The organism is Kluyvera sp. Awk 3 (assembly GCF_028069715.1).
Classification (GTDB): domain Bacteria; phylum Pseudomonadota; class Gammaproteobacteria; order Enterobacterales; family Enterobacteriaceae; genus Kluyvera; species Kluyvera georgiana_A.
Map to the genome: position 1 here is coordinate 16,386 of NZ_JANEWH010000011.1, position 22,593 is coordinate 38,978.

The 22,593-nt window shown below is 57.1% G+C and carries 20 protein-coding genes; 7 read left to right on the forward strand and 13 right to left on the reverse strand.

Features of this window, described 5'->3' with window-relative positions:
- Positions 1 to 2 precede the first annotated feature (2 nt).
- Positions 3 to 1,016, reverse strand: coding sequence for a sugar phosphate isomerase/epimerase family protein (locus NNN71_RS04305; RefSeq protein ID WP_271457941.1), 1,014 nt, complete (start codon positions 1,014 to 1,016; stop codon positions 3 to 5).
- The gene (locus tag NNN71_RS04310) at positions 1,013 to 1,807 is read right to left on the reverse strand and encodes a TIM barrel protein (RefSeq protein WP_271457942.1); all 795 of its coding nucleotides are present in this window, start codon (positions 1,805 to 1,807) and stop codon (positions 1,013 to 1,015) included. Before NNN71_RS04310 ends, NNN71_RS04305 begins: the two co-directional genes overlap by 4 nt.
- A 217-nt stretch (positions 1,808 to 2,024) precedes the next feature.
- Here NNN71_RS04310 and NNN71_RS04315 point away from each other — a divergent pair, with 217 nt between their 5' ends.
- From NNN71_RS04315 to NNN71_RS04325, 3 genes are all read left to right on the forward strand, one after another.
- On the forward strand, positions 2,025 to 3,485 hold the full coding sequence (locus NNN71_RS04315; protein WP_271457943.1) for an MFS transporter: 1,461 nt from the start codon (positions 2,025 to 2,027) through the stop codon (positions 3,483 to 3,485).
- Between the two features lie 45 nt (positions 3,486 to 3,530).
- Positions 3,531 to 5,045 (forward strand): GMC oxidoreductase, encoded by a 1,515-nt coding sequence (locus NNN71_RS04320; RefSeq protein ID WP_271457944.1) that lies wholly within the window; start codon positions 3,531 to 3,533, stop codon positions 5,043 to 5,045.
- A 226-nt stretch (positions 5,046 to 5,271) separates the two neighbouring features.
- On the forward strand, positions 5,272 to 6,516 hold the full coding sequence (locus NNN71_RS04325) for an MFS transporter (RefSeq protein WP_271457945.1): 1,245 nt from the start codon (positions 5,272 to 5,274) through the stop codon (positions 6,514 to 6,516).
- Positions 6,517 to 6,541: 25 nt separating this feature from the next.
- Here the strand turns inward: NNN71_RS04325 and NNN71_RS04330 are convergent, their stop codons facing one another.
- A complete protein-coding gene (locus NNN71_RS04330; RefSeq protein WP_271457946.1) occupies positions 6,542 to 7,192 on the reverse strand; it encodes a TetR/AcrR family transcriptional regulator in 651 nt (216 codons plus the stop codon).
- Positions 7,193 to 7,392: 200 nt separating this feature from the next.
- Here NNN71_RS04330 and NNN71_RS04335 point away from each other — a divergent pair, with 200 nt between their 5' ends.
- Genes NNN71_RS04335 through NNN71_RS04345 form a run of 3 tightly spaced genes read left to right on the forward strand, consistent with a single transcriptional unit; the run spans position 7,393 to position 11,525 of the window.
- Positions 7,393 to 8,487: an LLM class flavin-dependent oxidoreductase gene (locus NNN71_RS04335; RefSeq protein ID WP_271457947.1), complete on the forward strand. Its 1,095-nt coding sequence runs from the start codon at positions 7,393 to 7,395 to the stop codon at positions 8,485 to 8,487.
- Positions 8,488 to 8,497: 10 nt separating this feature from the next.
- Positions 8,498 to 9,121: an NADPH-dependent FMN reductase gene (locus NNN71_RS04340; protein WP_271457948.1), complete on the forward strand. Its 624-nt coding sequence runs from the start codon at positions 8,498 to 8,500 to the stop codon at positions 9,119 to 9,121.
- Complete coding sequence (locus NNN71_RS04345; RefSeq protein WP_271457949.1) at positions 9,096 to 11,525, forward strand: beta-glucosidase; 2,430 nt, start codon at positions 9,096 to 9,098, stop codon at positions 11,523 to 11,525. The genes NNN71_RS04340 and NNN71_RS04345 overlap by 26 nt, the downstream gene beginning before the upstream one ends.
- Before the next feature lie 62 nt (positions 11,526 to 11,587).
- Here NNN71_RS04345 and NNN71_RS04350 read toward each other — a convergent pair whose 3' ends face one another.
- Together NNN71_RS04350 and NNN71_RS04355 are read right to left on the reverse strand one after the other, a co-directional pair.
- Positions 11,588 to 12,898: a carbohydrate porin gene (locus tag NNN71_RS04350; RefSeq protein WP_271457950.1), complete on the reverse strand. Its 1,311-nt coding sequence runs from the start codon at positions 12,896 to 12,898 to the stop codon at positions 11,588 to 11,590.
- 201 nt (positions 12,899 to 13,099) lie between these two features.
- Positions 13,100 to 14,299 carry an MFS transporter gene (locus NNN71_RS04355; RefSeq protein ID WP_271457951.1) on the reverse strand — a complete coding sequence of 400 codons (1,200 nt, stop codon included), beginning with the start codon at positions 14,297 to 14,299 and terminating at the stop codon, positions 13,100 to 13,102.
- Between the two features lie 540 nt (positions 14,300 to 14,839).
- Here NNN71_RS04355 and NNN71_RS04360 point away from each other — a divergent pair.
- Positions 14,840 to 15,730 (forward strand): SphA family protein, encoded by an 891-nt coding sequence (locus NNN71_RS04360; RefSeq protein WP_271457952.1) that lies wholly within the window; start codon positions 14,840 to 14,842, stop codon positions 15,728 to 15,730.
- Positions 15,731 to 15,752: 22 nt separating this feature from the next.
- On the opposite strand, the gene NNN71_RS04365 is transcribed toward NNN71_RS04360, so the two are convergent.
- Genes NNN71_RS04365 through NNN71_RS04400 form a run of 8 tightly spaced genes read right to left on the reverse strand, consistent with a single transcriptional unit; the run spans position 15,753 to position 22,549 of the window.
- Positions 15,753 to 16,943 (reverse strand): acetyl-CoA C-acetyltransferase, encoded by a 1,191-nt coding sequence (locus tag NNN71_RS04365; protein ID WP_271457953.1) that lies wholly within the window; start codon positions 16,941 to 16,943, stop codon positions 15,753 to 15,755.
- Between the two features lie 6 nt (positions 16,944 to 16,949).
- Positions 16,950 to 17,603, reverse strand: a complete 654-nt coding sequence (locus NNN71_RS04370; RefSeq protein ID WP_271457954.1) for a CoA transferase subunit B — start codon at positions 17,601 to 17,603, stop codon at positions 16,950 to 16,952.
- Positions 17,590 to 18,309: a CoA transferase subunit A gene (locus NNN71_RS04375; protein ID WP_271457955.1), complete on the reverse strand. Its 720-nt coding sequence runs from the start codon at positions 18,307 to 18,309 to the stop codon at positions 17,590 to 17,592. Before NNN71_RS04375 ends, NNN71_RS04370 begins: the two co-directional genes overlap by 14 nt.
- Positions 18,310 to 18,311: 2 nt before the next feature.
- Positions 18,312 to 19,100 (reverse strand): cyclase family protein, encoded by a 789-nt coding sequence (locus NNN71_RS04380; RefSeq protein WP_271457956.1) that lies wholly within the window; start codon positions 19,098 to 19,100, stop codon positions 18,312 to 18,314.
- Positions 19,101 to 19,120: 20 nt separating this feature from the next.
- Complete coding sequence (locus tag NNN71_RS04385) at positions 19,121 to 20,104, reverse strand: fumarylacetoacetate hydrolase family protein (protein WP_271457957.1); 984 nt, start codon at positions 20,102 to 20,104, stop codon at positions 19,121 to 19,123.
- On the reverse strand, positions 20,079 to 20,444 hold the full coding sequence (locus NNN71_RS04390; RefSeq protein WP_271457958.1) for a Rieske (2Fe-2S) protein: 366 nt from the start codon (positions 20,442 to 20,444) through the stop codon (positions 20,079 to 20,081). The genes NNN71_RS04385 and NNN71_RS04390 overlap by 26 nt, the downstream gene beginning before the upstream one ends.
- A 2-nt stretch (positions 20,445 to 20,446) precedes the next feature.
- Positions 20,447 to 21,367 (reverse strand): VOC family protein, encoded by a 921-nt coding sequence (locus tag NNN71_RS04395; protein WP_271457959.1) that lies wholly within the window; start codon positions 21,365 to 21,367, stop codon positions 20,447 to 20,449.
- A 24-nt stretch (positions 21,368 to 21,391) separates the two neighbouring features.
- Positions 21,392 to 22,549 (reverse strand): alpha/beta hydrolase family protein, encoded by a 1,158-nt coding sequence (locus tag NNN71_RS04400; RefSeq protein ID WP_271457960.1) that lies wholly within the window; start codon positions 22,547 to 22,549, stop codon positions 21,392 to 21,394.
- Positions 22,550 to 22,593: the final 44 nt, after the last annotated feature.

Below are 22,593 nucleotides of genomic sequence, written 5' to 3' on the forward strand. Positions count from 1 at the left end.
CCTTATTTAACCAGTAAAGCCGCAGGCGGCGTTTCATCTAATAAACGGCAGAACATCAATTGCTGACGACGAACCTGCTCGAGGCTATTCACTTCTTCAGCGTCTTCAACCCAGCGATTGCCTTCATATTCTGAGCAGAGATACCCCTCATAGCCTCCCAATTTGAGGACACGGATAACTTCATCATAGGGAATCGACCATTCGCGGATATCGTCGGTCATTTCATAGAATTTGGCGTGAATATTGTGGATTCTGTGCATAAAATCGAGCATGCGCTTCGGCTCAAATGCCGCGTTATGACGCAGCGTTTCTGCCATAGCAATCTGTGGGCCAGGCCCCCATTTCTGCATCACGTCATGAATAACATACTCACTGAGAATGCGCTCATCGTATGCTTTTTCAATGAAATCAGCCGCTTCCTGCGGACATCCGTTGCGAATAAAACGCTCTTTCCAAACCCGAGGAAAACGGAACAAAAACATTCCCATATCCGGCAAGAACCCCAACGCCTGGCTGTTCGCTTTTTCATAAGCTTCGGCATGGCGTACGATCCACGGATGATCAAAATGAAGCGGCGCGTGCACCTCCAGCAGAATTTTGATGCCTTTATCCTCGGCGTAAGGTGCTGCTGCGACCAGAACTTCCGGTGCGACAGATACCAGTGAACGGATAAACTTCATGCCCAATCGAGCGGCAAAATCGATATCGCGTTGCACGCTTTGCACCTGTTCGTTAAACGGCATCGGTCGATCTTTATAGCGCTTATAATCAAGCATAAAGTCATGACACACCGGAACGGCATCATGTTGATGAATAATCCGCTGCCAATCAGCGATTGCCGCCTCCGGGAATCCGCACTCCGGCCAGCCGTGGAATGTCTGTTCGCCAACGACTTCAATGCCGCGCGCGCCCATTGCACAACAGTGAGCAATCACCTCTTCCAGCGTCATTTTTCCCAGATAGGTTTCGTTCTGAAAACTGTAGAGGCTAACGCCTCGTTTGATCTTCTGCGTCATGATTTTTCCGTTTGCTTGTTGATAGTCAGAGATAAGCCCGTGGCAGCGCACACGGTGGCCAGCGATTCAGCTATCGGCTGCGACGGCTTGTATTCCAGGCCTATCGCGCCGCGATATCCCAGCACATGCAGCGCATGAATAATATCTTTCCAGTCGCTGTCACAGGGTTCATCGCGCCCGGGCGCTTGCGCGATTTGCACGTGACCGACCAGGTGCATCCGCCCGGAGAGGATATTCACCAGCGTTTCGCCCATCACCGTTGAATGGTAAACGTCAAACAGTAGTTTCAGGTTCGGGCTTCCAACCTCTTCCACCACATCCAGCCCCAGGCGACTATCGTTGAGGAACATTCCGGGATGATCGATACGGGTATTGAGGGGTTCAAGCAGCAGAACGATTCCCGCCTCTTCAGCCAAAGAGGCCGCTTCCCGGAGTACGTTAACCATGGCTGTACGCTGTTCCGAAAAAGTGACACCGTCACGACTAAAGCCAGAAGCGATGACTAAAGGCGGCGATCCCAACCGTTGTGCGGTGATGAGACTCTCCTTCAGGGCCTGCAAAAACTCCGTGTGCTGAGCCGGGTCGACCAGACTACGACGCGGCTCAACCACAAAACTACTGAGCTTTATCTGCGTCTCCTCAAGTGCCGTGGCCATCTCCGCCAGGAGCTTATCACGCCAAAGATGAAACTCAACGTGAGAAAAACCACAACGCTTTGCTGCATAGATACGCTGCGTCACATCGGGATACTCTTTGCTGAACAGCCATTCAATACATGCTGACAGATACATCTTCCCTCCCTTCTTAACGAGTAATGCCATGATGGCATTATTGGAATGAAAACTCTAATTCTATATTTAACTTGTTTTTAACACTATTTTCCCCTCATTATTGAGGGGTGAGTAAAAACCAGGCCATAAACAGAATCAGAGCACTAATTCTATTATTTGGATGGCGATATCTGTCAACATAAATTAACAATATTTTAACCAAATCTAAAGGTACATCATGTTACGCACGTCCCGGATACCGGCAGTTCATACGACAGAACCCCAGCGAGAACGCCACCGCACCCTCTCCGTGGTGGTGGTCTCCATCGCGATGGTGCTTGAGATTATTGATGTTTCAATCCTTAACGTCGCCGTGCCGGTATTACAAAACGACCTGCACGCCAGCGGGCAGCAAATCGAGTGGATCTTTACCGGCTACCTCTTCTTCTTCTCCGTACTGCTGCTCACCGGTGGACGATTAGGTGACCTCTTTGGCTATCGGCGCCTGTTTATGGGCGGGCTGCTGCTGTTCGGCATCGCCTCCGCCGGATGCGGGCTGGCGCCCTCCGCCAATATGCTGATCGTGATGCGTATTCTGCAAGGGATCAGCGGCGCGTTGATGGGGCCGCAAATATTATCGCTGGTGCAGATCCTTTATCCCCCGCACGAACGTTTTAGCGTCATGAGCATATTCGGTATTCTTGGCGGCGCGGCTGGCGTGCTCGGCCCGATTCTCGGCGGTGCGATCATTGAATACGATTTTTTCGGCCTGCGCTGGCGGCCGATCTTTCTCATCAATATTCCGGTGGTGATTGTGGCGTTGATTCTGGCGTGGCGCGTTCTTCCCGACGTTAAAAGTCTTCATGCGCGCAGCGTGGATATTCCCGGAACGTTGCTGTCGGTTATCGGCGGTAGCCTGCTGTTATTTACCTTAATTGAAGCCCCTGCGCTCAACTGGCCGTGGTGGCTTTGCCTGTTTCCTTTGGTATCGGCCCTGGTACTCGCGGCGTTATGGCAGCATCTGAAGCAACAAGCGCGGTTATCGGGCCCGGCACTTTTTCCGCCGCAAATTTTGTACGACCGGTTTTTTGTTGCCGGGATTACCATCACCCTGCTCTATCAGCTCGCGACCGCATCTCTGCTGCTAGCCACTTCGCTGGTACTGCAAAATGGTCTGCATCTCTCACCACTGCACACCGCCCTGATGCATATCCCGTTCGCCCTCGGCGCCGCGTTCTCCATTGCGGTTGCCGGACGCCGACTGGTTGCACGTTTAGGGCGCAATATTACGCCCGTTGGCGTAATGGTTCAGCTGATCGCCCTCGCGCTGATGGGGCTGGGCGCGGGAATCGCCCCACCACCGTTTAATCTGCTGCTGTTAGGTTGCGGTTTTGGGCTCTGCGGCTGCGGGATGGGGCTGGTCTCCGCCCCATTACCCGCCTTCTCGATGGCAAAGGTGCCGGTTGCTCATGCGGGGGCGGCATCGGGATTATTCCGCACAGGCCAACAGTTTGGCGCGGCGCTGGGCATGGCCACATTCGGCGGCTATTACCTCAGCCAGACGACGGCCGCTCCGCAAAGCTGGCCCAGCGCTTTTATCACCTTATTACTGTTAAACGGGCTGGTACTGTGCGTTATCGCCCGGCTCAGCCGCAGGCTACCGGAGGACGTTCATCGTCAGCCGCAGCCCACGCATTAAATTTCACTGTCACCCTACAGATAGTAAAAGCAGAGAAGGAAAAGTATGACTCACGACATTGATATTCTGATTATTGGTAGCGGCCCCGCGGGTAGCACCTTCGCCCGTCATCTGGCTGACGGAACATCCGCGACCATCCTGATGGTCGACGCCGGAAGCGCGCTCGGTACGGTAACTGGCGAAAATATTCGTAATCTGCCGACGCCGGCACGGGAAGCCGCCTATAGCATGGCGCAAAAATTTCCGCTGGCGGCCGTGCCTGCCGATCCCCAAGCCGACGTATTGCAGGCTCGCCCGGGCACTCACTTGCTTAATCCTAGGGCGACGGGCACCCCGACGCATCAGGGAATGCCAGCAGCGGCGATGTCCAGCAATATAGGGGGCATGGGCGTTCACTGGACCTGTGCCTGCCCGCGCCCCGGCGGGTCAGAACGAATATCGTTTATCGAACCCGCGCTGATGCAATCGGCCTTCGAAACCGCAGAGCGTTATCTGCACGTCACCCAGCAGGGCTTTCCCGCAACGCCGCTAAGCGAGGGAATTATTGCCGCCCTCAATCAACGTTTCGCATCGGACCGTAGCCGTGAACGTCTGGCGCAGCCGATGCCACTCGCCTGCACGCCTCAGCCCGACGGCAAGCCGAGATGGTCAGGGACAGATGCTATTCTGGGCGAACTCAGGGACGCTGACGTTCGCACACGCCGCGGCCTGGAAATCCGGCCAGATACGCTCTGCCGCCAGATACTGACTCAGGACGGAGAAGCCTGTGGTGCCTTACTCTATCATCTGCCCACCGGCCAGCTGTATCGCGTGAACGCCCGCGTGGTCATTGTCGCCGCCGATGCGCTGCGCACGCCACAGCTACTCTATGCTTCCGGTATCCGCCCTTATGCATTGGGACGCTGGCTAAACGATCAGCCGCAGGTTATCGCCCTGATTGACGTGGATGCGCCGTCTAATGCCGATGCGAAAACCAGCGTCGCCGCCGATGGACGCGACAACGTCTCTGGAGTGACCTGGCTCCCGTTCCACGAGCCAGACTTCCCCTTCCACGGCCAGCTAATGCAAATGGATACGTCCCCTATCGCCTTTAAGCAAGAGGGGCAAAATGCCGGCAAACCGGTGGTTGGTCTGGGGCTTTTCCTTGCCAAAGAACTGCGCGAAGAAGACCGCATTATTTTTGAGGAACAGACTGATGCGCTGGGGATGCCACGTATGCGTTTAGCTTACGACCTTACCCCGGCCGATCTTGCGGGGCTGGATCGGGCGCGTGCGGCGGTAGACAAGGTGGGCGCAGCATTAGGCGGCGTTGCAAACGGCGGCGAGGCGATTATTCTGCCTGCCGGGACATCGTTGCACTATCAGGGAAGTCATCGTATCGGCCCTGAGGATGACGATACCTGCGTGGCGTCACCCGCTTCGCGGGTCTGGGGATTTAATAATCTCTATCTGGGAGGAAACGGCGTCATTCCGACCGCCACCGGATGTAACCCAACCCTCACCAGCGTGGCGCTGGCGGTTATTGCCGCCGATGATATTCTCCGCCGTTTTTTTGCCTGAATGACCGCCGTTTCCTCCTGAACCGAGCGGCCAGAACGCCATTTTAAGCCTCCTGTATTGGGGGCTTTTTTATAACCCTGCAAAAGAAATGGTATTTAGATTTGCAATGTCTCTTATGAGAATTCGCAATTTTTCCGCAGATGAAAATGCCTCCTACTCTTGAGGCCGGAGCCGACACGCTCCTGGCTGTACCCACCTGCAAGATAAAAATATAAAGGAGAACATCGTGAGTAATCATCTGCATTCGCCGGTAAAACAGCGGCAGGCAGGCGTGGCGCAGGGTATTATTATCGTCCTGACAACGTTCCTGCCGATTCTGGCTATTGTCTCACTGGCCCCGGCCGTGCCGACGCTGATTCAACATTTTGCCAACGTGCCCTATGTGGAAACGCTGGTGCCGCTGATGCTCACCGCGCCGGGATTAGTGATTGCTGTTGCTGGCCCCTGTACCGGATGGGTGGCGGATAAATTTGGACGCCGGCGGCTGCTGTTGGGCGCGACCCTGCTGTACGGCATTTGCGGAACGATGCCGCTATATCTGCATACGCTGCCGCAGATCTTCCTCAGCCGACTCGGCGTCGGACTGGCAGAAGCCGTGGTGCTGACAATCGCCAACACCATGCTTATCGACTATTACGACGATAATAAGCGCCGCTTCTGGTTAACGGTTCAGGGCGTGGTTGGCCCGGCAATGGCGGTATTGGTACTCGCCAGTTCCGGCTATCTGACCGCAATGCAGTGGAACGGAGCCTTTATCATCTACAGCTTCGCGCTGCTGCTTTTCCTGGCCATGTATTTCTGGGCTTTTGAGCCCACCAAAACCGCGCAGCAGACGCAGGCCGCTATTCGCGAACAGCGCTTTCCCTGGCCTCGCGTGCTGGCGTTAAGCGCGCTGACGTTCAGCATTGCGGTGATTTATTATGTTTATACGATTAACGGCGCAAATGCATTTCATACGCTGAATAACGCCCAGCCGCAGGAGATTGGCCTGATCATGTCGCTGGTCAGCCTGGCGGTCCCCGCCGGTTCGCTGCTGTTCGGCATTTTAACGCGGCGCTTTTCCCCGCTGCGGGTGATTGCGTTTACGTTGTTGCTGATGGGCGGTGGAATGGTGCTGATGGCGCTGTCCCGAACGGTGTTGCCAATGGGCGCGAGTTCCGTTGTGCAGCAGTTAGGCGCTGGCATGGCCATAAACGCTATGATTTATTGGGTGGGTACGCTCATTCCACCCGCTTATATTGGCCGCGCGATGGGAGCCTGGTCCGGCGCCTTCTTTGCCGGCATGTTTGTGAGCCCTATTCTGGTTGGCCTGCTGCGCCTGCAGATGAACAACAACATTCTGACCGTGTTTATCGTTCTCGGCGTTCTGGCGCTGCTGCTGGCGTTGGCGATTTTTCTGTATACCTTCTCGCGTCACAGTCGCCTGCTCCAGCACGCGAAAGAAGGTAGCGGCTGGCAACTGGCGAAATAAACGCGCGCTCAGTAATGGCCAAAGGCTATTGCTGAGCGACCAGCACCGGTGACATCAAATAGCTTAAGCACATGACACCAAGCTCCTGTTTTAACTGACCCCAGTCCCCTTCTCCGGCGGCGTCGCTTGCCGAGCCTAAGCCCAGGAAACGCGCCAGCGCGGCATAAGAGAGCGTAAAACAAAATTTAACCGCTTTTTCCGCATCGGGATGGCGAATCTCGGTTTCAGAATCCAGCAACAGTTCGGTAAAGGTGCTCTCGTTTTTCACGAATGAGGCTTTACCGATATTCGCGATCCGTTCGTCATCAGCCCGCGCCATAAAGGGACGCAGCATGCCGGCATGTCGACGCAGATATTCTGCCTGCATCTCTATCAGCGCGGGGACTCGCTGCTGCAAAGGTAAATGGCGCTCACGCAGATCGGTTGTCAACTGCAACCACTCGGCATCCAGCCCCTGCATAACCTCAATCATCACCGCGACGAACAGCTCCTCTTTGCCGCTAAAGCGCGCATAGATAGAACCGACGGAAACCCCTGAACGCTTGCTGATTTCAGCGATGGTCAGCATCTCAAACGTACCTTCATGCAGAATCTCACGGCTGGCGCTCATCAGACGCTCAAGCGCAACACGGCTTCGGTCCTGTTTTGGCTTACGCATATCGGGAAGATCGGTCATTGACGTTCATACCTCAGATTCAAAGAAACCCCAGCAGTGTATTGCACTTAGCAGCCCCCCTGCAAATTTACCCAGCCACACCCGATCGCTAATTGTTGCGAATATGTGAACTCTGTCATTTCATTTCCCCGCAAATTAACTAGAATTCGAATTCTAATTTTAATAACCAACAACAAACCATCACTATGACAGGAGCTGCTATGCGTTTTTCCGTATTTCTCGTGGGGCGTTCAACCGCGCCGGAACAAGACAGTTTTGTAATGCGTTCGCTGGCCGACCACGCTCGGCAGGCAGAAGAGTACGGCTTTGATGCCGTCTTTATGCCGGACCACCACTTCACCGGTTATGCGCCGATGTCGAGCGATCCCTTTATGTTCGCCGCCTGGCTGGCCGGACAGCTCAAAAAGATCCACTTCGGCATGTCTGTCACCACCGTTCCCCTGCACCACCCGGTGCGCTTTGCCGAGCGCGTTAACCTGCTGGATCAGCTCTCCGAAGGCCGCCTGCTGGTCGGTATCGGCAGCGGGACGACACCGGAAGAGATGATTGGCTTTGGCGTCAATTACAAAGATGCCTCTAATCTGCTGCAGGAAAATCTCGATCTGGTACAGCGTCTGTGGGACAAAAAAATCGAAGATGAGCCGATTATTTTTGAGACCTCACACTACAAAGGCGCGGTGGTGCAACGCATCGTCCCCACCGCGTGGCAGAAGCCGTTTAACCGCATCATGCCGGTTGCTCTGCGTGAAAGCAGTATGCAGCGCGCGGCAGATAACGGTTGGCCAGCGTTTATTCCGGCGTTTACCCCGCCGATTCCCGCCAGCGACGATCCTTTTGGTCAACTGACCCATTACTTCACTCGCTATCGTGACGCCCTGATCGGCGCAGGCCATCCACAGCCGGTCATCGACCACTGCCTCTCCTGGACCACTCACACCTGGCAATGCGTACATGTGGCCCCCACTGATGAGCAGGCGCGGGAAGAGATGCTGCAAATTATGGGTTGGTATAAAGAAGCTATCGACCGCGAGTACGAATACAACAAGCGCGCGGAAGATCTCAGTGGCGTATCGCTGCATCGCCATCCGGACTGCTTCAGCGAAGAGTGGATCAAAACCTGGTGTCTGCACGGTAGTCCGGAAACCGTGGCGGAAGAGCTTGAGCGCCATCAACAGTTAGGGATCGGCAACGTGCTGCTTGGCTTTACCAACGGCCCGCTGACGGAAGAGCGCCTGCGCCTGAGCCAGCAGTCAATGACGCTGTTCGCAGAAAAAATCCTGCCCCGTTTCCGCTAGAGGTATCACTATGTCCTTTCATTCACCTCGCCGTCAGCCGTTGATTGTCGGTATAGGCGGCACCACGCGCTCCGGTTCAAGCACCGAGCGCGCGCTGGCCGCCGCGTTGGCGCATGCCGAGCGGCTGGGCGCCGAAACCCGACTGTTCGGTGGACGCGAACTGGCGGCCTTGCCGCCGTTTAATCCGGAAATCCAGACCCGCACGCCAGAGGAGATCGCCTTCGTAGAAGCCGTCCGCCAGGCCGATGGCATCCTGCTCGCTTCCCCCGGTTACCACGGCGGCGTATCCGGGCTGGTAAAAAATGCCATCGACCTGCTGGAAGATTTACGCAGCGACGAGCGCGTCTATCTTGATGGCCGCGCGGTAGGCTGTATTGTCACCGCGGCCGGCTGGCAGGGGTGCAACACCACCCTGAGTGCGCTGCGTGATATTGCCCATGCGCTGCGCGGCTGGCCAACGCCGCTGGGCGTTACGCTCAATACCGCCGGAGTATCGCTATTTGACGCCAGCGGACGCTGTACCGAAAGCGCCGTCCAGCAGTCGCTGGAAACGCTGGCGCAGCAGACGCTGGCTTTCGCCCCGCCGGTTCAGAAAGGGAGAGCGTCGCATGCCCGCATTCAACATCTCGCCTGAAAATCTGGCGAAACTGCGCCTGACCGCGGGGATGGGAATGTGGTCCACGCACCCCATTCCCGACACGCCGCTCGGTTCCATTACCCTGTCTGATGGGCCAATGGGCATTACCGGCGGCCGCGTCGATGAACGCGATGTCGCCCTGCTCAGCCCGTGTGGATTGGCGCTGGGCGCAAGCTGGGATCGCGCGCTGGTGCGTCGTGTAGGCAAAGTCATTGGCGAAGAAGCGCTGCGCACTCAGGTGCAGGCGCTGCTGGCCCCTAATCTTAACCTGATGCGCAGCCCGATGGCCGGGCGCGCTTTTGAACTGTTTGGCGAAGATCCCATCCATATCGCCGAGCTGGGGGCCGCGTGGATTGACGGCGTACAGTCAACTGGCGTCGGCTGCGTGGTTAAGCATCTCGTTTGCAACGACTCGGAGACCGACCGGCGCACCATGAACGTGGTCATCGACGAAGCCACGCTGCGCGAAGTCTATTTCTGGCCTTTCGAACGCGCCGCCAGCCGGGGCGTATGGGGAATGTTAACCGCCTATAACCGAGTTAACGGTATCTATTGCGCCGAGCAACAGCAGACGATCGGCCAGTGGTTGAAGGGCGAACTCGGCTGGGATGGGCTGGTGATGTCCGACTGGTTTGGCACACAAAACGGCGTCGCCAGCTTCCGCGCCGGGCTGGATCTGGAAATGCCTGGCCCGGCGCGTCATATGGGCGAACCGCTGGCGAAACAGCTTGAGGCAAGCGATGAGCCTCGCCTCGATGATGCCAGCCAGCGGCTGGCGCGTTTCGTCGAGCGTGTCTCTTCGCCCTACCTCTATGACGCCGCACCCGAGACACAGCGTCAGCGTACCCAAACGCTGGAAGAAGCCGCCGCCGCCGGGCTGGTGATGCTGAAAAACGAGGGCCAACTCCTGCCGCTCTCCGGTATGTCACGCCTGGCGGTTATTGGCCCCAATGCCCTGACCCCCTGCTTTCAGGGGGGCACCTTTGCCCGCGTGGCGCTAATGCCCGATCTTATCTCGCCATTAGCGTCCCTGCGCCGACGTTTTGCTGAAGATGGTGTCACTATTGATTACGTACAGGGCGTCGACAGTGACTACCGCATTCCACCGTTGACGGCACTGCCGCTATTCTGTGATGAGCACCAGCCGGGGCTGGAGGTGGTTTACGCCACTGCCAGCGGAGGTGAGCGCTATCGCGAATGCCGGAATGCTTCATCGCTTATCTGGTTTCGCGATATGCCGGGCGTCGGCGATCTGCTGGCGCTGGATGAAGAGGCCAGCGTCACCGTGAAAACCCGATTTATCGCCAGTCGCAGCGGGCTGTACCGCTTCTGGCTGGGCGGTACAGGTGCGGTCAGACTGACGTTAAACGGTGAGACGGTCGGCCGCTTCAACGGTGAAGCGCTGGACGGCGACATTATGGGTAAGCTGATGCAGGCGGCGAGCGGCACGGTCGACTTCCCATTATCTGAAGGGGAAACGTTGCATCTGACCTTCACGATGACCTTTAACCGCAGCATCGCCCACGGCATCTGGTTTGGTTGCCAGCCGCCGCAGACGGTCGATTTGCTGGCGCAGGCCGTCGAGTGCGCCAGATGCGCCGACAGCGTGGTGATGGTGATTGGGGAAACGGCTGACGCCGGGCTGGAGAGTATCGACCGCGATACCACCGCCCTTCCGGGGCATCAGGTGGCGCTGATTAAGGCCGTTTGCGCTGTTAACCCGCGCACGGTGGTGGTGCTGAATGTCGCGCACCCGGTCGATACCCGTTGCCTGGAGCAGGCAGCAGCGGTGATTGTCGCCTGGTATCCCGGTCAGGAGTTTGGTCCGGCGCTGGCGTCGGTGTTGGCGGGCGATCGCGAACCCGGCGGACGTCTGCCGGTGACCTTTGCCCGCGAGGAGCAGGATTACCCGGTCCTCAACCTTAAACCTGATAGCGAGGGTAATCTCTATTACCGCGAAGGTCGGCTGACAGGCTATCGCCATTTCGCAGCTCGAGAGCGCCAGCCGGCATGGGCGTTCGGCTTTGGCTTGGGTTACGCGGCTATCCGTACCGGCAAAACGCAGTTAAGGACGGTAGGTGAAGATGCCGTTGCCGTGACCCTGACGCTGCAAAACACCGCGAATCGTGATGGGAAAGCCGTGACTCAGATTTACCTGCGCCCGGCGGACGAACCGGCGGCACGGCTGGCGGAGTTCAGCGCCGTTATCGTGCCCGCCATGCAGTCAGTCGATGTCGAGATCCCGCTGGGGGCGATGCTGTTTCGCCGCTGGAACACCCTCACGCAGTGCTGGCAAGTGCATGGCGGACGCTGGACGGTTGAAGTGGGTAGCGCCAGTAACCAGATTGACGCGGTGTTCACGCTGAACGTGGCAGAAAATGGAGAGGTAACGGTCGTCTGAGGGGACAGCGAAATAAGCAGTAAAAAAGGCCCGCTCATTCATTAATGAGCGGGCCTTTTAACTTAGAAGTTCCAGTACATCGAAGATTGGTAAAGCACCGCGTCTTCGCGTTTCGGTACCAGCGTCGGATTATCCTGCCAGGTAATACCGTTGATCCAGTAGATGCCTTTCACCAGACGGAACGCATGCGATAACGAAATGGCATTAATGCTCTGCGGCGCTTCCAGTCCCGCCGGCTCCAGTGAATCGCGGAATTTATGGCTGATAAACGAACGCGTATAGCCGAGCGAGGTCATGTCCTGTTCGCGCCCCGGGAACAGGCCGATATCAAACAGCGTAACCTGGAAATCACTGGTATAGGCGTTCCGATCGTCCGGCGCATAGTTGACTTTGGTGTCCAGGTACAGCCCTAGCGGCAGCCCCTGCTTTGGCTGCGTAAGCTGGACGGTGTTGGCGATATAAAACGCATAGTTATCGCTGCTGTCGCCGGGTTTATCGAAGTAATCATAGTGCGAGGTGTTATAGATCCCCCCGGCGCGGAACCAAAGCGAGCGATCCCGTTCGCTGGCCTCCTGTTTGTAGCCAAATTCGTTCACCAGTATCGGGTTAGCGCCGTCGACATGCCATTTCAGGCCGTAGGGGTTTTGCTCCACGTCGTCCAGATGCCCTTTTGGCGACATACTGCGGCTAACGGCAAAGTTGTTGTAGAGCTTTTTGTCGCTATCGCGGACGATAAAGGTAAAGGTCGGCGTCGGCGCGTTGAGGCTAATGCCCACCTGCACCGGAATCACGCTGGTCGGGCCAAGCGCGGCGGAGGACGAGTTGCCGCCGAGAATCATGCCATAGAACTGGCGTATTAACGGATAGAACCCGTATTGCAGTTCAATCTGGCCATCCAGTAACGGTTGGTTGATGGCAAGCGTGGCAATATTGTGTAAGCGCGGATAGCCATCCTGATAGTTTGACGTTGACCACTGAGGAGAAATGGTAAACTGCGCGTCTTTACTGAAGCCGATGCGCGACAGATCGTAGGTGATATTGAACGCCATAGTTTGCGCCCAGGTGAAGTTTTGCCCGCTATACTCCTGCGGGTCACGCTGCTGGTCGCGCAGGTCGTACAAAATGGTTGGGTTCCAGCTCAGCTGCACGCCCCAGCCATAATCAGCGAGGGTGCTACGGAAACCACCCACATCGCCTATTAACGATTCGCAGATTGAAGGCGCGGTAACCACCTGCTGTGAGCGCGTATTGAGTTTATCCAACTGCTCACAGGTGTATTTATTCTCTTCGGCGAACAACGTTGAAGAGAATAAGGCCAGCGGTAAAATGGGTAATAATAACTTTTGTTTTTTTAGGGTACAGCACAGACTCATAATAAATCCTCAGTTTTTATTTTTGCAGGCAAATAGCGTCCATGCCTCAGTGCATATTGTTATGCGACTGAAGTTCAATTCATTTTTCGGGGATTAATTCATCTGAACATGATTCATCTGGTTATGGACTATTTAGGCATAAGGCTCCCTACCCGCTGTGGGTACAGCGGGGAATAATCATGGTGAAATTAACGCAGGAACTTAATTGATGGTGACACGCCCTCGCGTTCGCGCAGAGAGCAGCGTAATCGTGATAGCAATAGCGAGCGTCATCACGGCAAATATCAGCAGTGAATCCTGAAGCTTGCCAGTGATGCTATTCAGCGCTGTCACACTGACCGGGCTTAAAAACATCCCAAGGAAAAAGAAGGTGTGCCACAGTCCCATTCCTTTTGCCCGGTGCTGAGCAGGCAGCACTTTGATGACCCAGCCGAGCATCAGCGGAATTAACATACCGTTGCCAATCTGCGCAATAAATGCGGCCATAATTCCGGTAATCGCATTTCCCGCCAGCGCAATACACAATAATCCCGTGCCAAATACGCTATAAAAGGTCAGAAACTGCTTTTCAATATGCTGTTTTGCCATGCGTCCGTATATCCAGGCCCCCAACGGCACACCAATACCGGCAACGGCAGTGGCCATACCAATATGACTACTGCTGTGCATGCCCAACTGGTTAAATACCTGGCTAATTTGCAGCGGCTCAAGGAAATAGATCGTCCCGCTCACCAGAGTGATGGCGCAAATAAATAGCATCTGCCCTCGAGGGAACGGCTGCGCTCGCTGTTCTTCAGTTGAGCAGCCCGTCGAACGCGTCAGCGGTTCGCGAGTAAACAACAACAGTCCGGCAAAAACAGGAATGGCCAGCGCATATAAAAAGACCGGCCCGGTCCAGCCAAAAACGCCTAAAAAGCCAGAGGTCAGAATGATCAGCGTCGCCATCACCGAACCCGCCCCGCTTTGCACCGCCAGCCAGCGGCTACGCGCTGCGCCGCTAAAGTAATCACCGATCAGCGCGTTAGCGGTGGTGAGGATAAACGCGTCGGCAATCCCCATGATCATTCTGGCCAGCAGGATAGTCGTCAGGCTCTCCAGCGCGATGGGCAACAAGCCAAACAGCGCATAAACGCCGGTCGCCGCAATCAGTAATCTTCTGCGGCTCATCCGGTCGCCAATTACCCCCGCCAGTGGCGCAACAAGGGCCATGCTGATAGAAGGGACGGTGATAATCATGGGAACCAACAGTTGGGCATGAGGATGTCCCGCAAAATGCGAAAACAGAAGCGGCATGACCGGGATCATAGTGAGCGTCCCCATCACCGGCAACACCGCCGCGAGCATCAGTAACATCGCTTCTAAAGCTCCCGCTGGCCGCGGCGTAGCGTTTACCCTTTGCATAACTCTCACCTCTTGCGCTTCTCATTATCGGTTAAATTGCGAATATGAATTCCAGTTCTAGTTTTAATGTTTAAAAAAAGGCGATATGTCACCTTTAGCCGTTCAGCGCATCTTCCCTAACCGCAACCGTGCATTTTGCTAAAGCTACCCGAGTGTGAACAGAGAATCTGCGATAACGCTCACAACTAAAACAATAAATAAACATTGCATTAACATCATGAAAAATAACCAATAACATTTGTGCGGATTTAATACATCTTAAGACGGGTTCACCCCGCAGAACGCAGGAAAGGTTAAAGGCAAAATGCCACCCCGCTCACAGCAAAGCCCGCCCATAGAAACTCATTAACCGCATTTTAAACGGCCTTAACTCGCCTTAGTGATATTTTGCATTGAGATTTTTCTTTTGGTGAATGATTCATCTGCTGCCCTGCCGTAGCTATCTTCACCGCTGATAGCGACCATCGTTTAGCACGATAAATCCTCTGTCGCAGCGGTATTACAGTTGATGCACATATCAACACCTGCAGGAGAATAATAATGAGATGTTGTCGTGCATACACCGCGCTGGCGGCCGCACTTGCGGTCTGTACCTCTTTACCAACGCAGGCCACGGAAAATGGCGGTACGGTCGTTCCCGTCGGCGTACAGTCTATGCTGCCTGGCTTACTGATGCCCGCCGGTAATTATCTTTATAACTACAACGCCTTCGTTGAAGGTTTCAGCGCGCGGGATAATCGCGGCAAAGACAATGGTCTGGGCATGACGATGAAAACCGAAGCCCACGCCTTTCGTTTTCTGCACGTCAGCAATCCGGACTGGTTAGATGTCGGCGATCTGGGTTTTGAAGCCAACGTGGTGTACACCCGCAGCAAGTTGGATATGCACTATATGGATCAATCCACCGCCTCGGGCCTGGGCGATATCACCGTCGGCCCTTCTCTGGGCCGCCATCTGGGTGCCTATAACGACATTTTCACTCTGTTGGTGACTGCGCCCACCGGCGATTATGACAAAAATCGCCTGGCCAACGTCGGGCGAAACTATTGGGGGATCCAGACCTCCTGGGCGTGGACGTGGTATCCCCGTCGGGATGTGGATATCAGCGGCCTGGCCAAAGTGGTGTACAACACGCGTAACCCGGATACCGATTATCAATCGGGGGTTGAAACCAATATCGAATACTCGGCTAACTACTATTTCGCGCAAAATTATTTTATTGGCCTGAGCGGATTCTGGCACAGCCAGATCACCGACGATAAGCAGCACGGAGACAATATTGGTAACCGGATTAACGAGGTGACGCTGGGGCCGCAGCTGGGATGGGGAACGCCGCAATACGGCGCCTACTTCTCGTGGAAGCGGGCGCTGTATAGTAGAAACACGATGGATGTGTCGCAGCTTTGGTTAAATACGTTTATTGCGTTTTAATCGCGACAATGGCGGAGAATCCCTACTCCGCCTGTTCCCGCGACACCGCCAGCGCCACGCCCTGCCCGCCGCCAACGCACAGCGTGGCTAACCCGCGAACGGCATCACGGCGCTGCATTTCATGCACTAGCGTCACCAGAATACGGCAGCCGGACGCCCCAATAGCGTGCCCAAGCGCGATCGCCCCGCCGTTAACGTTCACCCGCTCGGCAGGCCAGCCCATCTCCTGATTAACGGCCAGCGCCTGCGCTGCAAACGCCTCATTGGCTTCAATCAGATCGAGAGACTCAACACCCCAGCCCGCCAGTTGCAGACATCGCTGCGACGCCGCCACCGGACCAATGCCCATCAACGCAGGTTCTACACCCGCCGTAGCGCTGGCGACAATAGTCGCCATCACCGGCAATCCCAGCGCAGCGGCGCGTTCCCGGCTCATCACCAGTACTGCCGCCGCGCCGTCGTTCAGCGATGAGGCGTTACCGGCAGTGACGGAGCCGTCGGCAGTAAACGCCGGGTGCAATGCAGCCAGTGAAGCTAGCGTGGCGTCATGCCGTGGCTGTTGATCCTCGCTGACGATCCGTGTCTCTTTTTTGCCGACGAGAGTGACCGGCACGATTTCCGCGTGGAACCGCCCGCGCTGCTGCGCGATATGCGCTTTCTGTTGCGACAGCAGCGCGAACTGATCCTGTGCTTCGCGGCTGATAGCGTATTTTTGCGCCAGATTTTCCGCCGTGTTTCCCATGGCATAATCGTTAAACGCATCCCACAAACCATCGTGCAGTATGCTGTCGAGAATCTTACCGTGGCCGAATCGCTGTCCTTGTCGCGCATCGCTCAGCAGATAAGGCGCCTGGCTCATGCACTCCTGTCCGCCGGCAATGACGATTTCCGCCGTACCGTTTTCTATGCTTTGCGCCGCCAGTTGCACCGCCTTCAGGCCCGATCCACAAACCAGATTGACCGTCATCGCGCTGATCGTCACTGGCAGCCCGGCATGCAGCGCCGTCTGGCGGGCCGGGTTCTGCCCGCATCCGGCGGTGAGCACCTGCCCCATAATGACTTCATCGACGGTATCCGCCGATACGTTGCTTTGCGACAGCAGCGCTTTTACCACTATGGCGCCAAGTTGCACCGCGCTTTGCGTTGCCATTTCACCCATAAAACGACCGGTCGGCGTTCGTAACGCCGCGACGATTACTGCTTCATTTTTCATCTGTCTTCACACCCGCATCTCAGGAACCACATCCGGAACACGCAGCGGTCCCGCGGTTTTAGCGATAATTTCCTCAACGCTGACACCCGGCGCGCGTTCGCGGAGAATAAATTCACCGTGGGCAATTTCCAGCCACGCCAGATCGGTTAATACGCGGTGAATGCAGTTGACGCCGGTCAGCGGCAGCGTGCAGTGGCTAAGCAGCTTCGACTCGCCCTCTTTCGACGCATGGGTCATGGTGACAATGATATTGCGCGCCCCCGCGACCAAATCCATCGCTCCGCCCATCCCCTTAACCAGCTTGTTGGGGATCATCCATGAGGCGATGTTCCCCTGCGCGTCCACTTCGAACGCCCCCAGCACGGTCAAATCGACGTGCCCGCCGCGAATCATGGCAAACGAATCGGCGGAGTTAAAAATCGCCGCTCCTTCCCGCGCGGTGACGGTCTGTTTGCCGGCGTTGATCATATCGGCATCAAGGGTCTCCTCGGTGGGGAATCCGCCCATGCCGAGCAGGCCGTTTTCCGACTGCAACATCACATCAATTCCCGGCGGCACGTAGTTGGCGACCAGCGTCGGGATGCCAATACCTAAGTTAACGTAATCGCCATCACGCAGCTCCTGCGCGACCCGACGGGCCATCTGTTCACGCGTTAGCATCGCGACCTCCGTTCTGTACGGTGCGCTTCTCAATGCGCTTCTCACAAACGCCCTGGATCAGGCGATGCACGTAAATTCCCGGCGTATGAATCTGCGCCGGGTCCAGCATGCCCGGCGGTACGATCTCTTCCACCTCGGCAATGGTTATCTTCGCGGCGGTCGCCATCAGTGGATTGAAGTTCTGCGCCGTATGGCGGTAAACAATGTTGCCGTACCAGTCGGCCTTCCAGCCTTTAATGATGGCGATATCGCCCTGAATCGCCGATTCGAGAATGTAGTGACGATCGCCAAAGCGCCGCGTCTCTTTGCCCTCGGCGACTGGTGTGCCGTAACCGGTAGCGGTAAAAAAGGCGGGGATCCCCGCTCCTCCGGCCCGCAGCTTCTCCGCGAGCGTACCCTGCGGCGTCAGTTCGACCTCCAGTTCGCCACTCAACAATTGCTGTTCGAACAGCGCGTTTTCCCCGACGTAGGAGGCGATCATTTTGCGGATCTGTCGGTTTTCCAGCAGCAGTCCAAGGCCGAAGCCATCGATGCCGCAGTTATTGGACACCACCGTCAGATCGCGCACGCCGCTGGCGCGGATACCGGCGATCAGGTTCTCCGCAATACCGCACAGCCCAAACCCACCCGCCAGCACGGTCATGCCATCACGAAGCCCTTCAAGCGCGGCTTCAATACTGGCCACGCGTTTATCAAGCCCTCTCATCGCTACCCCTCCACGATCGCCACGGCGCGGGTAAAGCCCGCCGATCCGCGTTTGATTTTGTAGGGGAAACAGCTGACCCAGAATCCGCTGTCCGGCAGCTGTTCCAGGTTGGTCAGCTTTTCCATCTGGCCGTAAGCGATGTCCCGCCCGGCTTTATGCCCTTCCCAGATAAGCGAGGCGTCGCCGGTTTCGCGAAAACGATCGCGGGTATAGCTGAACGGCGCATCCCAGCTCCAGGCGTCGGTGCCCACCACTCTGACGCCTTGCTCCAGCAGCCACAGCGTGGCGTCGCGGCCAATGCCGCAGCCGCGCTGTAAATACTCTTTTTCGCCATAGCACGCACCGGCGGCGGTGTTAATCAGCACGATATCCAGCGGCGACAGCGTATAGTGAATACGCGCCAGCGCTTGCTGAAGATCCTGCGGCTGAAGGATATCGCCGTCCGGCGCATCGCGAAAATCGAGCTTAACCCCCGGTCGCAAGCACCATTCCAGCGGCAGCTCATCAATCCCAAACGCCGGTTCCCCGCCGTTGGTGGTGGAGCTGTAGTGCCACGGCGCATCCATATGGGTGCCGTTGTGCGGGGTCATCGTCAGCCGTTCACTGGCCCAGGCCTCCTGGCCCGGCATCTGCTCTTTTTCCAGCCCCGGAAACATGGCCGCCATTTCGGGCCAACCCTGCTGGTGATCCATATACTCAATTTGCGGCAGCAGCGGCGGCGGATCGGTCCACGGATTGTTGTCCAGCGTCACCGACAAATCGATAAGCCGTTTACCTTGTAAAAGATTCATAAGCGGTTTTCCTGATTAGGTTATGACGACATCACCACGCGTTGTTGAATCGCGCCGAACAGTTCGCCGCCCTCTGCGGTGCGACTCTCCATAAAGATTTCATCGCCCGGCTGCAAAAAGGCGGTTTGCGGCGCGCCGCTGGCGATGGTTTCCAGCGCGCGCACTTCCGCAATGCAGCTGGCGCCTTTAGAGGCGTCATGCCCGGAAATGGTACCGGAACCAATCAGCGTTCCGGCACGCAGGCGACGGGATAGCGCGGCGTGAGCGATCAGCTCGCCAAAGTGAAAATGCATTTCGCCGCCGGACTGATGACCGAACGGTTCGCCGTTACGTCGCACGCTAAGCGGTAGCGCCAGCCGCCCGTCGCGCCAGGCGTCACCGGCTTCATCCGGAGTGACCGCCACCGGGGCAAAGGCGCTGGACGGTTTGGCATGAATAAACCCAAAGCCGGTTTTCATCTCGCGTGGTGCCAGCGCGCGCAGACTGATATCGTTGACTTGCAGCACTAAACGCACGTGCGACAACGCCTGACGGGCATCGCAGCCCGCCGGAACCTCATCGACCAGCACCGCGTATTCCCCTTCAAAGTCCAGCCCCCACTCAACGTTGCCGCAGGGAATATCCGCATGGGCAGCGAGAAAATCATCGCCGCTGCCCTGATACATCAGCGGCGTTTGCTCCACGCCCTCAATTGGCGGCAGATTAAACGCCTGCTGCATCCGCTCGCCGTGACTGAGAAACGCGGAGCCGTCCAGCCACTGCCAGGCACGCGGCAGCGGTGCCAGCAGTTGTCGGGCGTTAAACGGTTGTGCCCCGGCGATATCATCGTGGTTCAGCGCCAGGTAACGCTCCTGCAGCGCGGGCTCGACCAGCGTCCAGCGCTCTATCGCCTCCTGTAGAGTGGCGGCGATCCCGGCGGCGCTAACCATCCGCTGGAGATCGCGAGACACCACCATCAGCTCGCCGTCGCGTTCGCCGTTATCTCGTGTTGCCAGTTTCATCATCGTACTCCGTGAGTGTGAGCCACCCCTCGTCCGTTATCGCCCATGCCAGCGGGGTGAGCCGCTGCCCAAGACAGGCCCCCTGAATGCACAGGCCGCTGTCCGGTTCAAACAGCGCACCGTGGGCGAAGCACGCCAGTTTGTCGCCGCTGCCGTTAAAAAAGGCGTTTCGCCGCCAGTTCAGCGGCGTGTCCAGATGCGGGCAGCGGTTGCGCCACAGGTAAATCTGGCCGCGATAGCGGATAGCAAACACCGTGGTTTGCCCGCACTGCTGCGGATCAAACCCCAGCGCTTCGCCCTCGCCCAGGCTGTCGACATGACATAACGGTTGCAGGGTGCGCATGATTATTTGGCGTTATCCGGGCCGGGAGCCCATTTTTCACGCAGGTTAAACAGGAAATACTGCGAGTTGTCCGCGCCGGGAAGCGCCTCCCGCGGCTGCCAGCTATCATCATGGCGGTCCATATCGGCGTCATATTCAATATGGCAACCGAGCGGGCTGTTGAAGTACCAGAACCAGTTGGAGCCCAGCTGATGACGGCCCGGCCCCCAGAAGGACTGATAGCCTTTTTCAACAAACCGGCTGCCCGCCATCATCAGTTCAGTCGGCCCGCCCATATGGAAGGTGAAGTGTTCAATGCCGGTCATAAACGGCGGCGCCTGGATGAGGAACAGCGTGTGGTGATCGAGCGTACCGCCCGGGCGCAGGAATGGGCCTACGTGGGTGAAGCGGTCGGTGCAGACAAAACCAAGGCGCTGATAGAACGCCTCGGCCCGCGCCGAGTCGGGGACAAAATAGACCACATGGGACAGCGAACGCGGCTCGGTAGGCATGGAGGCACTGGCACCGGTATGGTTCACCGGGCGCGTCTCTTCATCGCCGGGGGCGTTAATTTTTTCGGCGCTCAGCACCAGCGTCCGACGCTGCGAGACGCGAAAACCCAGCGCAAAGCCCATGTCGTCACGGCTATGCAGCACGCCGTTATCATCGAAACGCACTTCGCGGTCTTTGTGCAGTTCCGCGGCGATGGCCGTCAGCGTCGCTTCATCGGCAACACCGTAGACGGTTTCGCGCAGCTGGCTGCCGCTGGCGAGCGGCGCGGGCAGAGACGGATCGTCACGCTCGCGCAGCAAAACGCCGGTGCCGTCCAACGCCTGAAAGTACCCGTCTTCGCTCTCTTGCAGGCCATAGTCGGTCAGAAACTGCCGACAGCCCGCCATATCATCGACGCCAAAAACCAGATAATCCGGACCCAGAATATTCATAAGTGTTCTCCCTGGTAAGACAGGTTATGCCACGCGGCCACCGAGCGTTTGCGCGACCCAGTCAGCGATGTAATGACCGGCATTGATGGAGTTATCGAAGCTGGAGTGTTGAACACCGCCTTCGCGTGCGGTGAAGATTTTCAGCTCGCGCTGCGGGCTGTTCACCAGTTGCTCGTAGGTACGCTGTGCCCACTTGAGCGGAATCTGCGAATCCTGTTCACCGTGTGTGACGAGGAACGGTACGCGGATACGGTCAAGGATGCCGTCAAGATGGACGTTTTCGGCAATGCGCATAAAGGCTTCAATATCTTCGCCCCCCCACACCCAGCGCACGTGTTCCCAGTAATGCGGCACCGGGAAACTGCCCTCTTTTTCGCGGCGACGCTGCTGCACGTTGCGCCAGTCATGATTCGCGCCCCACACCACGCCGCAGGCAAATCGCGGTTCGAACGCCACCGCGCGCGGGCAGTAGTAGCCGCCAAGCGAGACGCCTTCCATACCGATTCGCCTCGGATCGACGTCCGGCTGCTGTTCCAGCCAGTCCACGATGCGCGAGGCCCAGTGTTCACTGTCAAAGCGCGCCTTCAGATTATGCAGACGCAGCGCTTCGCCGGTGCCTGGCTGATCGACCACCAGCGATGACACGCCGCGTTTCGCCAGCCATTGCGGTAGGCCGACCAAATATTTCATCTCTTTAGTGGAGTCGAGGCCGTTAACCTGCACCAGCAGCGGGGCGCGCACGGCGTTGCCCTCGGCGCGAACATACAGGGCCGATAAGGTGGTGCCTTCATAAGGGATTTCAACGCGCTGGCAGTTCGCCTGGGTATAGCGGCAGCCGAGATCGAACACTTCGCGAAAACGGCGATACAGCGCATCGCGTCCGGCGGCGCCGTGGGCCTGTAAACGTTCGCAGGTCAGATAGTAGTTGGCGGCGCGCAGGTACTTTTCACCGGCGGAGAAAAGCCGTTCGCGCTGCTCGTCTTCCTGCGCGAGGGCGCAGAGTTTGTCGGCCATCGCTGACCAGTTTTCCCGAAAAGCGCGAGTACCTTCGGCATCCGGATGCTCAGAGGCCGCCATCAGCGGCGCACACATCTCTTCAATTTCGCCAATACGCGCGCCCATTTCGATGGAGAGATCCACCGACAGGTTCCAGACATAATTATGGGGGAAATAACGAAACATAACGGTATCCTTCAACGTTCAATCGCAGGGGACAGTATTTCTGT

Excerpts from the sequence above, each read along its gene's own strand:
- NNN71_RS04305 (WP_271457941.1), bottom strand. The coding sequence starts at position 1,016 with ATGACGCAGAAGATCAAACGAGGCGTTAGCCTCTACAGTTTTCAGAAC.
- NNN71_RS04310 (WP_271457942.1), bottom strand. The coding sequence starts at position 1,807 with ATGTATCTGTCAGCATGTATTGAATGGCTGTTCAGCAAAGAGTATCCC.
- NNN71_RS04315 (WP_271457943.1), top strand. The coding sequence starts at position 2,025 with ATGTTACGCACGTCCCGGATACCGGCAGTTCATACGACAGAACCCCAG.
- NNN71_RS04320 (WP_271457944.1), top strand. The coding sequence starts at position 3,531 with ATGACTCACGACATTGATATTCTGATTATTGGTAGCGGCCCCGCGGGT.
- NNN71_RS04330 (WP_271457946.1), bottom strand. The coding sequence starts at position 7,192 with ATGACCGATCTTCCCGATATGCGTAAGCCAAAACAGGACCGAAGCCGT.
- NNN71_RS04335 (WP_271457947.1), top strand. The coding sequence starts at position 7,393 with ATGCGTTTTTCCGTATTTCTCGTGGGGCGTTCAACCGCGCCGGAACAA.
- NNN71_RS04340 (WP_271457948.1), top strand. The coding sequence starts at position 8,498 with ATGTCCTTTCATTCACCTCGCCGTCAGCCGTTGATTGTCGGTATAGGC.
- NNN71_RS04345 (WP_271457949.1), top strand. The coding sequence starts at position 9,096 with ATGCCCGCATTCAACATCTCGCCTGAAAATCTGGCGAAACTGCGCCTG.
- NNN71_RS04350 (WP_271457950.1), bottom strand. The coding sequence starts at position 12,898 with ATGAGTCTGTGCTGTACCCTAAAAAAACAAAAGTTATTATTACCCATT.
- NNN71_RS04355 (WP_271457951.1), bottom strand. The coding sequence starts at position 14,299 with ATGCAAAGGGTAAACGCTACGCCGCGGCCAGCGGGAGCTTTAGAAGCG.
- NNN71_RS04360 (WP_271457952.1), top strand. The coding sequence starts at position 14,840 with ATGAGATGTTGTCGTGCATACACCGCGCTGGCGGCCGCACTTGCGGTC.
- NNN71_RS04365 (WP_271457953.1), bottom strand. The coding sequence starts at position 16,943 with ATGAAAAATGAAGCAGTAATCGTCGCGGCGTTACGAACGCCGACCGGT.
- NNN71_RS04370 (WP_271457954.1), bottom strand. The coding sequence starts at position 17,603 with ATGCTAACGCGTGAACAGATGGCCCGTCGGGTCGCGCAGGAGCTGCGT.
- NNN71_RS04375 (WP_271457955.1), bottom strand. The coding sequence starts at position 18,309 with ATGAGAGGGCTTGATAAACGCGTGGCCAGTATTGAAGCCGCGCTTGAA.
- NNN71_RS04380 (WP_271457956.1), bottom strand. The coding sequence starts at position 19,100 with ATGAATCTTTTACAAGGTAAACGGCTTATCGATTTGTCGGTGACGCTG.
- NNN71_RS04385 (WP_271457957.1), bottom strand. The coding sequence starts at position 20,104 with ATGATGAAACTGGCAACACGAGATAACGGCGAACGCGACGGCGAGCTG.
- NNN71_RS04390 (WP_271457958.1), bottom strand. The coding sequence starts at position 20,444 with ATGCGCACCCTGCAACCGTTATGTCATGTCGACAGCCTGGGCGAGGGC.
- NNN71_RS04395 (WP_271457959.1), bottom strand. The coding sequence starts at position 21,367 with ATGAATATTCTGGGTCCGGATTATCTGGTTTTTGGCGTCGATGATATG.
- NNN71_RS04400 (WP_271457960.1), bottom strand. The coding sequence starts at position 22,549 with ATGTTTCGTTATTTCCCCCATAATTATGTCTGGAACCTGTCGGTGGAT.